General features: G+C 68.5%; 12 protein-coding genes. 5 read left to right on the top strand and 7 right to left on the bottom strand.

Going from position 1 to position 14,052, the window contains the following annotated elements:
* Nucleotides 1-465 precede the first annotated feature (465 nt).
* The 6 genes from AUL32_RS19515 to AUL32_RS19490 are packed head-to-tail and all read right to left on the bottom strand — an operon-like array spanning nucleotide 466 to nucleotide 6,930.
* Entirely contained in the window at nucleotides 466-1,827 is a 1,362-nt protein-coding gene (locus AUL32_RS19515) for an LLM class flavin-dependent oxidoreductase (protein ID WP_062118731.1), read from the bottom strand.
* Between the two features lie 12 nt (nucleotides 1,828-1,839).
* Nucleotides 1,840-3,093, bottom strand: a complete 1,254-nt coding sequence (locus tag AUL32_RS19510) for an SfnB family sulfur acquisition oxidoreductase (RefSeq protein ID WP_062118728.1) — start codon at nucleotides 3,091-3,093, stop codon at nucleotides 1,840-1,842.
* Entirely contained in the window at nucleotides 3,084-4,286 is a 1,203-nt protein-coding gene (locus AUL32_RS19505) for an SfnB family sulfur acquisition oxidoreductase (RefSeq protein ID WP_244497987.1), read from the bottom strand. Before AUL32_RS19505 ends, AUL32_RS19510 begins: the two co-directional genes overlap by 10 nt.
* Nucleotides 4,287-4,291: 5 nt before the next feature.
* On the bottom strand, nucleotides 4,292-4,945 hold the full coding sequence (locus tag AUL32_RS19500; RefSeq protein WP_061978108.1) for a methionine ABC transporter permease: 654 nt from the start codon (nucleotides 4,943-4,945) through the stop codon (nucleotides 4,292-4,294).
* Entirely contained in the window at nucleotides 4,938-6,101 is a 1,164-nt protein-coding gene (locus AUL32_RS19495) for a methionine ABC transporter ATP-binding protein (protein ID WP_062118722.1), read from the bottom strand. The genes AUL32_RS19500 and AUL32_RS19495 overlap by 8 nt, the downstream gene beginning before the upstream one ends.
* A 25-nt stretch (nucleotides 6,102-6,126) precedes the next feature.
* The gene (locus AUL32_RS19490; RefSeq protein WP_062118719.1) at nucleotides 6,127-6,930 is read right to left on the bottom strand and encodes a MetQ/NlpA family ABC transporter substrate-binding protein; all 804 of its coding nucleotides are present in this window, start codon (nucleotides 6,928-6,930) and stop codon (nucleotides 6,127-6,129) included.
* Between the two features lie 504 nt (nucleotides 6,931-7,434).
* On the opposite strand from AUL32_RS19490, the gene AUL32_RS19485 reads away from it, so the two are divergent.
* The 5 genes from AUL32_RS19485 to AUL32_RS19465 all read left to right on the top strand — a co-directional run bounded on the left by AUL32_RS19485 (nucleotide 7,435) and on the right by AUL32_RS19465 (nucleotide 12,036).
* Nucleotides 7,435-7,983 carry a flavin reductase family protein gene (locus AUL32_RS19485; RefSeq protein WP_062118717.1) on the top strand — a complete coding sequence of 183 codons (549 nt, stop codon included), beginning with the start codon at nucleotides 7,435-7,437 and terminating at the stop codon, nucleotides 7,981-7,983.
* 44 nt (nucleotides 7,984-8,027) lie between these two features.
* Nucleotides 8,028-9,203, top strand: coding sequence for an FMNH2-dependent alkanesulfonate monooxygenase (gene ssuD, locus AUL32_RS19480; protein WP_061978112.1), 1,176 nt, complete (start codon nucleotides 8,028-8,030; stop codon nucleotides 9,201-9,203).
* The gene (locus AUL32_RS19475; RefSeq protein WP_062118713.1) at nucleotides 9,200-10,657 is read left to right on the top strand and encodes an FAD/NAD(P)-binding protein; all 1,458 of its coding nucleotides are present in this window, start codon (nucleotides 9,200-9,202) and stop codon (nucleotides 10,655-10,657) included. The genes ssuD and AUL32_RS19475 overlap by 4 nt, the downstream gene beginning before the upstream one ends.
* Nucleotides 10,658-10,794: 137 nt before the next feature.
* Nucleotides 10,795-11,586: a DUF1684 domain-containing protein gene (locus AUL32_RS19470; protein WP_062118711.1), complete on the top strand. Its 792-nt coding sequence runs from the start codon at nucleotides 10,795-10,797 to the stop codon at nucleotides 11,584-11,586.
* Between the two features lie 258 nt (nucleotides 11,587-11,844).
* The gene (locus tag AUL32_RS19465; RefSeq protein ID WP_062118707.1) at nucleotides 11,845-12,036 is read left to right on the top strand and encodes a hypothetical protein; all 192 of its coding nucleotides are present in this window, start codon (nucleotides 11,845-11,847) and stop codon (nucleotides 12,034-12,036) included.
* Between the two features lie 77 nt (nucleotides 12,037-12,113).
* On the opposite strand, the gene mqo is transcribed toward AUL32_RS19465, so the two are convergent.
* Nucleotides 12,114-13,796 (bottom strand): malate dehydrogenase (quinone), encoded by a 1,683-nt coding sequence (mqo, locus tag AUL32_RS19460; protein ID WP_082659865.1) that lies wholly within the window; start codon nucleotides 13,794-13,796, stop codon nucleotides 12,114-12,116.
* Nucleotides 13,797-14,052: the final 256 nt, after the last annotated feature.

The following is a 14,052-nucleotide window of genomic DNA, read 5'->3' as shown; positions in this document are numbered from 1 at the left end:
GCTTGTCCATCGTTGTTGGCTGCGAGCACGACAGCACCGGCGAGGCGGATGACGGAACTCTCGTTTGGGAAAAAGGCCGACGACGTCGGCACGGCGCTTCCCCCTCCTTGCTCAGTCGCTCTGCGAGTCTGTCGAAGGGTTCCGGGCCAGGCGCTGACCGGGAAAGGCCAGATGCGCCAGCATGTCGGTTTTGCTATCGGCGATTAAGGTGCCCATACGCCGGACACTGTCCCCGGAGTCGGTCGATGGTGCGGCGCAGCGCCTTAGCCGCGCCAGGGCGGTCGGGCTGGATGAAGGCGTGGCGCCAGGGCTCCGCCGGGCGCTCGGGACATAGGACAGGGAATTGCGCATCTGAACGTGGCAGCCCCACTGCCGCGATGCTGACCGGCGCCCGCACATGGGGGGTGAGCAAGCCGCAGGCGAGGCCGAACCAGCCGTGCCCGCGCCCTTTGCTTAAGCCTTACGCTATCCCCTGGCCTGCCGACGGATCTCGTGGCCGCGATGGCCCTCCGTCAAGCCGTTTCCCCGTCCGAAAAGGCGCTGGCGCAGCGTGCCCTCGCCGTAGCCGGTCTTGTAGAAGCCGCGCTCCTGAAGCGCGGGCACCACGAAGCGGACGAAGTCCTCGAAGCTTTCGGGGACGACGGTGCGCGTCAGATTGAACCCGTCGATCTCGCCCTCCTCGATCCAGCGTCCCATCTCCTCCGCCACCGTCTCGCCGCTGCCGACGATCAGGGGATAGCGCCCGCCGAGCGAGAGCCCGTCCAGAAGCTGGCGCTTGGTCAGTCCGCGCTCGCGGGCAAGCGCTGTGGTGGATTGGATGGCGTTGGTCGGGCCGTAGGCGATCTCCTCGTCCAGATCGAAGCGCGAGAAGTCGATGCCGCTGCCGGCGGCGAAATGCGCAAGGCCCGCTTCCGGGTTGGCGTGACGGATATAATCTTCGTGCCGCTCGCGCGCGGCCGCGTCGCTTTCGCCGGTGACGACGCTGAGGCCGACGAGAATGCGGATGTCGTCCGCCCGCCGTCCCGCCGCGACCACCGCCTCGCGAAGCTGGCGCGACAGGCGCCGGGCGGTCTGCGGGTCGGGCGCGGAGATGAAGACGCATTCGGCATGGGTCGCGGCGAAGCGCTGGCCCCGGCCCGACGTTCCGGCCTGGAACAGGACGGGCGTGCGCTGCGGCGAGGGCTCTGAGAGATGCCTGCCGCGCGAACGGTAGAACGGACCCGCATGATGGATCTCGTGAATGCGGGCCGGGTCGGCATAGACGCGGCCCGCCTTATCGCGCCGCACGGCCCCGTCCTCCCAGCTCGTTTCCCAGAGCTTGTAGAGAAAATCGAGATAGTCGTCGGCCCGGTCGTATCGCGTGTCGTGCTCGGCCATGGCGTCGCGGCCCACGGCGCGCGCGGCGCTGTCGAGATAGCCGGTTACGATGTTCCAGCCGACGCGCCCGTCCGTCAGATGGTCGAGCGTCGAGAAGCGCCGGGCGAACGTATAGGGATGCTCGACGCCCGTGTTGACCGTGACGCCGAAGCCGAGCCCGCGCGTCACCGCCGCCATGGCCGGCACGAGAAGGGTCGGGTCGTTGACGGGAAGCTGGATGCTTTCGCGCGCCGTGAGGTCGATCGAATCCTGGTAGACGTCGTAGACGCCCACGATGTCGGCAATGAAGACCGCGTCGAACAGGCCCGCCTCCAGCGTGCGGGCGAGGTCGGTCCAGTAGGACAGTTTGGTGTAGTCGGCCGACCGGTCGCGCGGATGGGTCCAGAGGCCGTGATTGATATGGCCGACGCAGTTCATCGTGAAGGCGTTGAGGACGATCTCTTTCGGCATTCGCGGCTTTCTCTACAGGGCGCCGTGGCGTGGCGGGCGCTTGCCGGTCAGATGGTAGCGGCCGACGGCCTGGTATTTCCAGCGCACGGGATCGTGCAGCGTGTGGGTGCGCACGTTGCGCCAGTGGCGATCGTGATTGTCCTCGGCCAGCGTCGAGGAGGTGCCGGAGAGTTCGAACAGCTTGGTCGCCGCCAGAAGGCCGGCCTTTGTGGTGGCGATGCGCGCCTCGGCCACCGCGATCGAAGCCTCGGCCACGCTGTCCTCGGTCATCTTGCCCTGCGCCTGGTCGACGATCCGCCCGGCGCGGCGCAGCAGGGCCTCGGCCGCACGAAGCCGGACATGGACCTCGCCCACTTCGCGGATCGTCAGCGGATCGTCCACCGCGCGCTCGGTTCCGGAATCGATCCAGGGCCGGGCGCGGGCTTTGACGAAGGCGAGCATGTCGGCGTAGGCCTCGCGGCCGATGCCGAGATCGATCGCGGCATGCATGATCTGCGCGACGGGGCCGATCGTCGTGGCGCGCTCGAACGAGGCGCCGAAGGGCACGACCCAGTCCGGCTCCACCCGCACGCGGCGAAAGCGCACTGTTCCTGAGCCCGTTGTGCGCTGGCCGAACCCGTCCCAGTCGTCCACCACCTCGACACCCTCGGCCTCGCGCGGCACGAAGACGAGATGGGAAACGAGCCCGCCCTCTTCCTCGGCCATCGCGAGGGTCGGAATCCAATGGGCGTAGAGCGCGCCGGTGCAATAGAACTTGTCGCCTTCGAGGAACCAGCCCTCGGCCTCGCGCAGCAGCCGGGTGCGGCGCTGGAAGTCCCGCGCGCCGATCTCGGCCAGGGCATTGCCGAAGCGCTCGCCGGCGAGCGTACGGGCGAAGAAGGCCTGTTGCTGCTCCGGCGAGCCGCCGACGCGCAGCACTTCCAGCGCGTAGAAATGGTTCTGCGGGATCTGCCCGAGCGAGCCGTCCGCCGCCGAGATCGTCGCGATCACCTCGGCCAGCACCGCGTTGGAAACGCCCGCGCCCCCATAGGTGCGTGGCACGGTGATGCCCCAGAGGCCGCTTCGGGAGAAGCGGTCGAGCTCGGACCAGGGCAGGCGTCGCTCGCGGTCGCGGTCGCTCGCCCCGGCGCGGAATTCCCCGGCAAGCGTGCGGGCGATCTCCAGCGCCTCGCTTTCGCTCGCAATGACATGAGCCGGAGCGACAGGGGGCGCGGCGGGTGGCTCGAAAAGGTGGCGCGTGTCCAAGGCGGTCTGTCTCAATTCCATTGATGGCGGCGGGGCAGGGCGCCGGTCAGCGCGTGGTTGCCGAGAAGATGCAGCTTCCAGCGCACGGGATCGTGCAGCGTGTGGACGCGGGCGTTGCGCCAATGCCGGTCGAGATTATGGCCGGCGCGCGTCGCCGCCGAGCCGGCGAGGTCGAACAAGGCCTCGCTCGCCTCCAGCGCCGCTTCCGTGGTCAGCACCTTGGCCTCGGCGACGGCGAGCGAGGCCCGGGCGCTGGAAAGCTCGGTGACCGGCTCGGCGGCCACGTCGTCCAGCACCCCGGCGGCCTCGCGCAGCACCGCCTCGGCGGCGTGGATCGAGGTCGCGAGCGCGCCGACCGAATGGCGGATCGTCGGGTCCTCCACGGCCCGCTCTACCCCGGAATCCACCCAGGGACGCGAGCGCTCGCGCACGAAGGCGAGCGTGTCGGCGAAGGCGCCGCGCGCGATGCCGAGATCGATCGCCGCCTGAATGATCTGCGACACGGGGCCGGCAAGGCCCGGCCGGTCCGCGAAGGCATGGACCGGAATGACATTCCCGGGCTCAACCGGAACATCGGTGAAGGCGACCGAGCCGCTCGCCGTGGTGCGCTGACCGAAGGAGGTCCAGTCGTCGATCACCTCGACGCCCAAATCCTCCCGCCGCACCCAGACCTGCACGGGCTTGCCGTCATCGTCCAGCGCGCGCGTCGGAATCCAGTGCGCGAACAGCGCGCCGGTGGAATAGAAGCGCCGGCCCGACAGGCGCAGCCCCTCGGGCGTCTGGCGAAGCCGCGTCTTCATGTGCAGCATAGAGGCGCCGCCCTTTTCGGGCCCGGCATTGCCGATGCGCCGTCCGGCGAGAACATCGGCGAAGAAGCGCCGCTTCTGGTCCGGCGTGCCGATGTCGCGCAGGAGCGCGACGACGCCGAACTGGTTCTGCGGGATCTGGCCGAGCGCGGGGTCGGCCGCCGAGAGGATCGCGAAGACTTCCGCGAGCGTCACGAAGGAGACATCGGCGCCGCCATGGTCGGCCGGGATGGTGATGGCCCCGAGACCGCTCGCGGTGTAGCGCTCGATCTCGGCAAAGGGCAGGCGGCGCTCGCGATCGCGCAAGGGCGCCTCACGCGCGAAGTCGGCTGCGAGCGCGGTCGCGACCTCGATCGCCTCGCCGTCGCTGCCGATCCAGCGCGGAGGAAGGGGTGTGTTCCCGCTCATGGCCGTCATCGGGCGCGAAGGCGACGGACGGCGAAATCGCCTGCGAACTGGACGAGGCAGACGAGCGCCACGAGCACGACGATGACCACGGCCATGACGGTGGTGTCGAAGCGCTGGTAGCCGTAGCGGATGGCGAGATCGCCGAGTCCGCCGGCGCCCACCGCGCCCGCCATAGCGGAGGCGCCGATCATGGTGACGATCGTGATGGTGAAGCCGCCGACGAGCCCAGGCAGCGCCTCGGGCAGGAGAACGTGGCGCACGATATGGCGGCGTCGGCAGCCCATCGCCTGGGCCGCCTCGATCAGCCCGCCATCCACCTCGCGCAGCGAGACTTCCGCAATGCGCGCGAAGAAGGGCGTCGCCGAGATGGCGAGCGGTACGATCGCCGCCGGAACGCCGATCGTTGTGCCCGTCAGGAAGCGGGTAAGCGGCAGAAGCGCCACGAGAAGCACGATGAAGGGCGTGGCGCGAAAGCCGTTGACAACGGCGGCGACGGCCTTGTGGGTGCGCGGCGCCGACACGATGCCGCCCGGCTGGGAAAGGACCAGGAACAACGCGATCGGAATACCGGCCAGAAGCGCGATCAGCGCCGACAGGCCGACCATGGCGAGCGTGTCGAGAAGGGCCTGTGTGAGGCGCGCGATCATGGCGTCAGACATAGCCGAGAATCCTCGATTGGGGAGCAAGGTCGGACAGCTCGACGCCGAGCGGCGCTTCGCCCGCAACGCGCGCGGCGAGAAGGACCCGGCCGCTGGTGTGGCCGTCGATCCGGTCGAGCGCGGCGTCGAGAAGGCGCGCGCCGCGCGGGAAGGCGCCGGCGATGGCGCCGAGATCGGGCTCCCGGTCGCCGGTGAAGCGCAGCTCGACGATCGCCTCGCCGGAAAGGCTTGGCGCCGGCTCGGCGCGAAGCCGCGCGGCCAGATCCTCCGGCAGGCCGCGGGCAAGCGGCAGGAGAAGGGCCTGTGTGGCGGCATGGCGGGGATCGCCGAAGACCTGCCAGACGGGGCCGGTTTCGGCCACCTTGCCCTTGTCCAGCACCAGCACCCGGTCGCAGATTTCGCGGATCACGCTCATCTCGTGGGTGATGAGAATGATGGTGAGGCCCAGGCGTCGGTTGATGTCCTTCAGGAGCGCCAGGATCTGCAGCGTCGTTTCGGGATCGAGCGCCGAGGTCGCCTCGTCGCAAAGCAGGATTTCGGGATCGCTGACCAGCGCTCGGGCGATGCCGACCCGCTGTTTCTGCCCGCCCGACAGGCGCGAGGGATAGGCGTCCTCCTTCCCCTCCAACCCGACAAGGCGCAGCACCTCGTCCACGCGTCGGGCGATCGAGGCCTTATCGACGCCCGCGACGAGAAGCGGCAAGGCGACGTTCTGCCGGACGGTCTTGGCCGAGAGAAGATTGAAGTGCTGGAAGATCATGCCGACCCGCCGACGAAAGGCGACGAGTTCGTCGCCGTTCAGGGCGGCGATGTCTTCGCCGTCCACCAGAACGCGCCCCTCGGTCGGCTCTTCCAGCCGGTTGACGAGGCGGATCAGGCTCGACTTGCCAGCGCCCGAGCGGCCGATAATGCCGAAGATGCCCCCTTCGGGAATGTCGAGATCGACGCCTTCGAGCGCGCGCACCGTGCCGCCTGCGCTCCGGTAGCTCTTGCCTACCGCTTCGAGGCGCACCGAGCCGGAGCGACGTTTCGGCTGATCGGCGCTCAAGGCAGTACGGGGCGCGAGGGCAGGCGAGGGCGTGCCGGGGCGGCGGGCGGGCGGCGCCGCGTCCGCCTCGCGCCGGGCGCGTTCGAAGATCCAGGTCGCATCCGTCATGGCCGGTTCTCTCTCAAGGCGCCGCTCAGTTCTGCCAGGCGATGGTGTAGAGCTTGGGATTGTCCGCGAAGGCCTTGCCGATCGCCTCGCGGACCTTGGGCGAGGTCTGGTAGATCGAGACGAACTTCTTCAGATCGGCATTGTCGGCATGGTCCTTGCGCACCACGAAGCGGATCGCGAACTGCCGGTCGTCGATGCCGGAATAGATGAGGCCGGACGCGGGATCGAAGGCCTTGGCGGCGACGATGAAATGGGGGTAGCCCAGCGCCAGGTCGACATCGCCCGTCACGCGCACGAGCTGCGGCCCCTCGACTTCGGTGAACGTGAGCTTCTTGGGATTCTCGACGATGTCGTCCAGCGTGCCCTTGAAGCCGACGCCCTCCTTCAGCTTGATGAGCCCTGCCTTTTCCAGAAGCAGAAGCCCACGCCCTTGGTTCACCGGATCGTTGGCGATGGCGACGGAGCCGCCCTCCGGGATCTCGTCGAAGCTCTTATGCTTCAGCGAGTAGAGGCCGATATTGGCGAGCGTGCCGACGCCGATATCGGTGAAGTCGTAGCCGCGCTGGGCGATGGCGTTGTCGAGAAACGGCTTGTGCTGGAAATAGTTGGCGTCGATGTCGCCCGAAGCCAGCGCGATGTTGGGCGTCGTCCAGTCCGAGAACTCCACCACCTCCACGTCGAGCCCCTGCGCCTTGGCTTCCTCGGCCGCGGTGGCGACGGAGTCGGCATAGGCGCCGGGCGTGACGCCGATCTTGATCGGGTCGGCCAGCGCCGGCGAAAGCAGGGCGAAGGTGGCGGTGGCAAGGCCGGCGATAAGAAGCGTCTTCATGGGGCGGAGTCTCTAAGGGAAGAGGGAAATCGGACGAGGCGGAAAGGGTGGTCGATCGGGTCAGGGCGCAGGGCCTGCGAAGGGCGGCGCGACGCTGCGAAGTCCGGCCGGCAGGGGTTTCCCGCCGATCGTGATTGAACCCAGAGTAATTTCCATCAGTCCATAGAAGAAGTATAGATTTGCCGTTTCGAGCGCCGCTTGGGAAAAACCGTTCCGCATGCCGCGACGCTGGCGATGCGCGGCGACCGGGCGATTGACGAGACCGGGCAGATCCGGTGAACGAGTCGTGGTGCCATGGCGCGACACCCCCAATCGAACAGCTAATAGCCGCCCCGCACTCGCCCCGGTTCTGTCCCGCGCTGGGACGATCGTTCCCGGCGACGGCGCGTGCGGGTCAGACGATCCTCTTCAATCCACAACTTTGGTATATTATTTTGCGGAGGGGATGGCTCGGCGTTTTAAGCTGGGAGCATTCCAAGGATAGGCAGACGCGAGGACGCCGTCATGACACTCGTTTCCCAGACATTCACCGCGCGGGCGCCCGGCCTCGTGTCCCTCGGCGGCGCGGTTCCCGCACCGGCGCTGAAGGACGCCATGCGCCATCTCGCCGGCGGCGTGTCGGTGGTGACGGCGGGAACCGGCGACGAGCGCACGGGCGCGACGGTGACCACCGCCCATTCGCTCTCGGTCGATCCCGAAACCATGATCGTCTCGATCAACCTCTCGTCCTCCACCTGGCCGGTGATCCGGCGCTTCGGCCATTACTGCGTCAATCTTCTGGCGCAGGGGCAGCAGCCCATCGCCGATCGCTTCGCCGGGCGCGGCGGCGTGAAGGGGCGGGAGCGCTATCTCGGCGCGGACTGGACCGTTCTGGAGACCGGGGCGGGCGTCCTGGTGGGCGCGGTCGCCTCGGTGGACTGCGAGGTCGAGGAGATCATCGAGCGGCACAGCCACGCGCTGATCCTCGGCACGGTGCGCGCCGTCGCCGTCTCGGGCGGCGAGCCGCTGGTCTACAGCCATGGTCGCTACGGCCGCGTCGCGCCCGGCGAGTGACGCGCCCGCGCCGCCTCCCTTTCCCGTTTGCCGAAAGCCCGACCATGCCATTCGAGACGCCCGACAAGATCAACGTCCTCTGGTTCCTGCCGACCCATGGCGACAGCCGCTATCTCGGCACCAGCGAGGGCGGCCGCGCGGTGGACCTTCCCTATCTCCGGCAGGTGGCGCAGGCCGCCGACCAGCTCGGCTATTACGGCGTGCTTCTGCCGACGGGCCGCTCCTGCGAGGATTCCTGGGTGGTCGCCTCGGCGCTAGCGCCGCTGACGGAGAAGCTGCGCTTTCTGGTGGCCGTGCGCCCCGGCCTCCAGTCGCCGACGCTCGCCGCGCGCATGACCGCGACGCTCGACCGCATCTCCGGCGGCCGGCTCCTCATCAATGTCGTGACCGGCGGCGATCCGCAGGAGAACAAAGGCGACGGCATCTTCCTCAGCCATTCCGAGCGCTACGAGGTGACGCGCGAGTTCCTGGAAATCTACAAGCGCGTCCTGTCCGGCGAGACCGTCGCGCACCAGGGCAAGCACTTCACGATCGAGGACGGGCGGCTTCTCTTCCCGCCGGTGCAGGCGCCCTATCCCCCGCTCTATTTCGGCGGCTCGTCGGAAGCGGCCAACGAGGTCGCGGCCGGCGAGATCGACAAGTACCTGACCTGGGGCGAGCCGCCGGCGCTGGTGGCCGAGAAGCTGGACACGGTTCGCGCGCTCGCCGAGAAGCGCGGCCGCAAGCTCTCCTTCGGCATCCGCCTTCATGTCATCGTGCGCGAGACCAACGAGAAGGCCTGGGAAGCGGCGGACGAGCTCATCAGCCGGCTCGACGACACCACGATCGCCGAGGCGCAGAAGGTCTTCGCGCGCATGGACTCGGTCGGCCAGTCGCGCATGAGCCAGTTGCATGGCGGGCGGCGCGACAAGCTGGAGGTGAGCCCCAATCTCTGGGCCGGCGTCGGCTTAGTGCGCGGCGGCGCCGGGACGGCGCTGGTGGGCGATCCCGATACGGTGGCCGAGCGGATCGACGAGTATCGGCGCCTGGGCATCGACACGTTCATCCTGTCGGGCTACCCGCATCTGGAAGAGGCCTATCGCTTCGGCGAGCTGGTTCTGCCGCGCCTGCCGCTGGCCCATGCCGTCCCTTCGCGCCAGGCGAGCGTCAACACCGGGCCTTTCGGCGAGAGCATTGCCGGCGACCGCCGCCCGCAGGCCCGGCTCGCCAGCCAGTCGTGACGCAAAGCCCGGACTCCTCGCCGACCCTTGCCATCGTCGGCGGGGGCTTTTCCGGCGCGGCGCTCGCCTACCATCTGGCGCGGCGGGCGGATGCCGCGCGCTGGCGCATTACTCTGGTCGAGCCGCGCGCCGTGCTCGGCGCGGGCCTTGCCTATTCCACGGGTGAGTCGACGCATCGCATCAACGTGCCGGCCGGGCGCATGAGCCTCGACACGGGCGATCCCGGCGCCTTCGAGCGCTGGCTGGAGGCCTCTGGCGCGATGGCGGGCGACGGCGAGGCCAAGGACGAACAGGGCCGGCCCTTTCCGCAGCGCGGCCTGTTCGGCCGCTATGTCCACGACCAGTTGGTGCCCATGCTCCGCGCGGGGCGGATCGTCCACCGCCGCGCGCGAGCCGAGCGCATCGAGCGGCGCCCCGAGGGCGGCTTTCGCATCGCGCTGAGCGAGGGCGACGAGCTTGCCGCCGATGTCGTGGCGCTCGCCTGCACCCATCCGCTTCCCGCCATTCCCTCCGCCCTGCGGCCCATCGCGCTCGCGCCCGGTTTTCTCGCCGATCCCTACGATGCCGATGCGCTGGCGAAGGTCTCGCCCGGCGCACGGGTTCTGGTGGTCGGCAACGGACTGACGGCGGCCGATGTCGTGGTGACGCTCGACCGGCTCGGCCATCGCGGGCCGATCGTCACGCTTTCGCGCGGCGGCCTTCGCTCGCGCGGCCACGCGCCGATGGCCCTCGAGCCGCGCGGCGAGTTTCTCGACCCGCCGGCACGAAGCGCTCTGGCGCTGCTGCGTCGCATCCGGCGCGAAATCGGCGAGGCCGCTCGCGACGGCGTGCCCTGGCAGGCCGTGATCGACGCCGTGCGCGGACAGGGCCAGTCCCTCTGGCAGGCGCTGCCCGAGAGCGAGCGGGCGCGGCTCGTGCGCCATCTGCGCAGCGTCTGGGACGTGCATCGGTTTCGCATCGCGCCGCAGGTCGAGGCGGGGCTTGACCGGCTGGAGGGGCAAGGCCGCCTCCAGCGTCTTGCCGCCTCGCTTCAGGGCTCAGTGATCACGCACGAAGGGCTGGCGCTGCGTTGGCGGCGGCGTCACCGGGCCGAGATCGAGACCCATGTCTTCGATATCGTGGTCAACACGACGGGTCCGGCCCATCGCACGATCGTCGATCAGGCCCCCGCCGCCTCGCTTCATGCCGCCGGCCTTGTCCGCCTCGACCGGGTCGGCCTCGGGCTTTCCACCGCACCGGATGGGCGGGCGCTGGACAAGGACGACGCGTCCGTGCCGGGCCTCTACATCGCCGGCCCGCTGGCGCGCGGCACGTTCGGCGAGCTGATGGGCCTGCCGCAGGTGACCGCCTATGCCGAGGATCTGGCGGCAGAGCTGGTTCGGGCAATCGGGCGCCCGGCGGCCGGCGGCGGCACGACCCCGTTCGATCCCGGCGCGCTGCGCCGCACGGCCTGAGGCGACGGACGATAGATCATCGCCCATCGAAAACCCTCGCCGCTGCCATGGCAAGATGCGTCTCCCCGCCCGATATCGACGCCAGGGCGGGCCGGGGTTTTCGGTGCGCCCGATGCCTCTCGACCGGAAGGACAGTCATGAGCGATCTCGAAGCGGAGCACGAAGCCTGGAAGGCGAGGCGCCTGGCCGCGCTTGTCGCGCCGGACGGCTGGCTGAATATCATCAGCCGCACGCCGCTGGAGGAGGGCAGCGTTAGCATCGGGCGGGCCGAGACGAACGACATCGTCCTCTCGGCGGGGCCGGACGAGGTCGGGCGGCTGACGCAGGATGCCGAGGGCCATGTCACCTTCGCGCCCGCCGATGGCGGTGCGCCGATCCCTCTGCCGCTCAGCAAGTCGAAGCCGCCGCGCTTTACGGCCGGGACGCTGCTTCTGGAGGTCACGACGCTGAACGGGGAGAACGCCCTGCGCGTTCGCGACACGGCCTCGGCGGCCGGCGCGGCGCGTGCGCCGCTGCCGAGCTTTCCCTTCGACCCGTCCTGGCGGATCAGGGCGGATTGGGTGCGCCTCGACGCGCCCCACTCGGTCGAGATCGACACGAGCCGCAGCATTCGCACCGAGGTGGAGGCGACCCACAAGGCCGTGTTCGAGCGGGAGGGTCAGCGCTACGAGTTGCTGGCGACGCACGGCACGCCGCAATCGCCGCAGTTCGTGTTCCGCGATCTGACCGCGCGCGGCGGCGAAACCTATCCGGCGGCCCGCTTCCTGTTCGGCGAAGAGGTGACGGAGACGTCCATCCTTCTCGACTTCAACCGCGCCGTCAGCCCGCCCTGCGCCTTCACCGACTTCGCGGTCTGCCCGCTGCCGCCGCTCGGCAACGTCCTGCCGATCCGCATCGAGGCCGGAGAACTCGCGCCCGATCACGGTTGATGGGCATGGCGATGGGTAGGGGGTGAACGGAGGCTTGGCCCGTAGTACCCCCTGCCATCGCCAAGCTTGCGGTCTTCGACGCCAATCCGCCTCGGCCCCCTTTTCGCGGAGATGGAGCTTCGAGACGACGCGCGCGCCGGCGGTTCGGCATTGCGTGTCGAGCTAACGTCTGGGTCGCCTTGTCACGGAGTCTTCGCTCGGCTGGGCGGAGCCATGCGCCACCTCACGCGTTTCCGAGCACCACACAGGAGACCCGACATGGCGAATGCCACCAAGACGCTCGCGCAGTTCCGCATCGTGCCGGCTGAAGACGGCCTGTCCGCGCAACTCCATATCGAGGACGAGACCGGCGCGACGCTCGAACTGAAGGCGACGCGCGAGCAGCTCGACGTGATCGCGGACGAGATCGACACGATGCTGACCTCGACCGAGGAAGCCGACGAGGTCTGAACCCCCGTTGATCGGCGGTCCATCCGCCATTGTTTCATCGGCCGGGTTTCGAACGCCCGGCCGATGCGCTTCGTGCCTCAGGGTGCCAAGTCGTGGACCGGCTTGGCCTCCGCTTTGGCCGGGGCGACCGGCGCGTTGCTGGCGGGCGTCACCAATTGCGCCGGGCTTTTGAGCGCGGCGACGTCGATCTGTGGCGGCGTCGGAAGCTGGAGATGCTCGGCCGTGTAGGCCCAAGTCGCCTGGACGCGCGCGGGGTCGTCGTTCAGCTTGGTGCCGTAGCTCGGCACGATCTGCCGGATCTTGGCCTGCCAGTCCGGCGTCGCGACCTTATCGGTGAAGACCTTCTCCAGGACCTTCAGCATGATCGGCGCCGCCGTGGAGGCGCCCGGTGATGCGCCGAGCAGGGCCGCGATGCTGCCGTCCTTGGCCGAGACGATTTCCGTGCCGAGCTTGAGAACACCGCCCTTGTCGGCGTCACGCTTGATGATCTGCACGCGCTGGCCCGCCTGCCACAGGCGCCAGTCCTCAGCCCTTGCCTGCGGGAAATACTCGCGTAGCGCCGCGATGCGGTCCTCGTCGGAGAGCATGAGCTGGCCGGCGAGATATTCCACCAACGGATATTCGTCGATGCCGACCCGCATCATCGGCCAGACATTGCTGGTCGTGGCGGAGGAGAGAAGGTCGAAATACGAGCCTTCCTTCAGGAACTTGGTGGAGAAGGTGGCGAAGGGGCCGAACAGGATGACGCGCTTGCCGCCGAGCACGCGCGTGTCGAGATGGGGCACGGACATGGGCGGCGAGCCGACCGAGGCCTTGCCATAGGCCTTGGCCAGATGCAGCATCGTCACGTCCGGGTTCTCGTTCACCAGGAACGAGCCCCCGACCGGGAAGCCGCCGTAATCTTCGCCCTCGGGAATGCCGGCCTTCTGCAGAAGATGCAGCGCGCCGCCGCCCGCGCCGATGAAGACGAAGCGCGCGTCCACCGTGCGCTCCGACCCGTCCTTCAGATTGCTGTAGGTGACGCGCCAGGTGCCGTCGCCGTTGCGCTCGATCGATTCCACCTCGCTGGAGGTCTGGAGATCGAAGCCGGGCTGGCTGGAAAGATGGGAGACGAACTGGCGGGTGATCTCGCCGAATTCCATGTCGGTGCCGAGCGGCGTCCAGGTCGCGCCGATCTTCTGCTGGGCATCCCGCCCCTGCATCATGAGCGGCACCCACTGGCGGAGTTGCTCGGGATCGGTGGAATAGTTCATGCCGGCAAAAAGCGGGCTCGCCTTCAGCGCCTCGAAGCGCTTTTCGAGATAGGCGATGTTCTCGTCGCCCCAGACGAAGCTCATGTGCGGCGTGTGGTTGATGAAGGAGCGCGGGTTCTTCAAAACGCCGTTGCGCACCTGCCAGGCCCAGAACTGGCGCGAGATCTGGAACGCCTCGTTGATCTCCACCGCCTTGGAGATGTCGATCTGACCGTCCGCCTTTTCCGGCGTGTAATTCAGTTCCGCCAGGGCCGAATGGCCGGTGCCGGCATTGTTCCAGCCGTTGGAGCTTTCCAGCGCCACGCCGTCGAGCCGCTCCAGCATCTGCATGGACCAGCCGGGCTCCAGCTCGCGCAGCCAGACGCCCAGCGTGGCGCTCATGATGCCGCCGCCGATCAGAAGCACGTCCACTTTGGAGGCGGCGGCGGTCGCCAGCGCCGGCGCGCCCGGCAGTGCCGCCACCGCGAGGCCGGCCAGCGCGGTGCCGAGAACCTGCCGTCGGTTCATGGGAAGGGCTTGATGCAGAAGATCAGCGGACGGGCGGCCGTTGTTGTCGATCACGATGAAACCTGAATGCGTTGTCGGTGTGGCCGAATGGCTCTGCGGTCCCGTTATAGGAAAGGCACGGCCTAGACAATCATCCGGCCATTCCGCCAGTCGGAAAGGCGAGAGATAGCCTCATGCAGGGCTTAAATATTAGGAAAGACATTCATCTTTCGCAGGCGCCAGAGATCGAATACCAATTTCTCGCATTGCAGCATAT

The organism is Aureimonas sp. AU40, from assembly GCF_001463785.1.
In the GTDB taxonomy this organism is placed as follows: Bacteria; Pseudomonadota; Alphaproteobacteria; order Rhizobiales; family Rhizobiaceae; genus Aureimonas.
This window is presented reverse-complemented; position numbering and strand designations above follow the sequence as displayed.

Coding starts and splice junctions, on each gene's coding strand:
- AUL32_RS19515 (WP_062118731.1), bottom strand. CDS start 1,827: ATGCCGAAAGAGATCGTCCTCAACGCCTTCACGATGAACTGCGTCGGC.
- AUL32_RS19510 (WP_062118728.1), bottom strand. CDS start 3,093: ATGGAATTGAGACAGACCGCCTTGGACACGCGCCACCTTTTCGAGCCA.
- AUL32_RS19505 (WP_244497987.1), bottom strand. CDS start 4,286: ATGAGCGGGAACACACCCCTTCCTCCGCGCTGGATCGGCAGCGACGGC.
- AUL32_RS19500 (WP_061978108.1), bottom strand. CDS start 4,945: ATGTCTGACGCCATGATCGCGCGCCTCACACAGGCCCTTCTCGACACG.
- AUL32_RS19495 (WP_062118722.1), bottom strand. CDS start 6,101: ATGACGGATGCGACCTGGATCTTCGAACGCGCCCGGCGCGAGGCGGAC.
- AUL32_RS19490 (WP_062118719.1), bottom strand. CDS start 6,930: ATGAAGACGCTTCTTATCGCCGGCCTTGCCACCGCCACCTTCGCCCTG.
- AUL32_RS19485 (WP_062118717.1), top strand. CDS start 7,435: ATGACACTCGTTTCCCAGACATTCACCGCGCGGGCGCCCGGCCTCGTG.
- ssuD (WP_061978112.1), top strand. CDS start 8,028: ATGCCATTCGAGACGCCCGACAAGATCAACGTCCTCTGGTTCCTGCCG.
- AUL32_RS19470 (WP_062118711.1), top strand. CDS start 10,795: ATGAGCGATCTCGAAGCGGAGCACGAAGCCTGGAAGGCGAGGCGCCTG.
- AUL32_RS19465 (WP_062118707.1), top strand. CDS start 11,845: ATGGCGAATGCCACCAAGACGCTCGCGCAGTTCCGCATCGTGCCGGCT.
- mqo (WP_082659865.1), bottom strand. CDS start 13,796: ATGAACCGACGGCAGGTTCTCGGCACCGCGCTGGCCGGCCTCGCGGTG.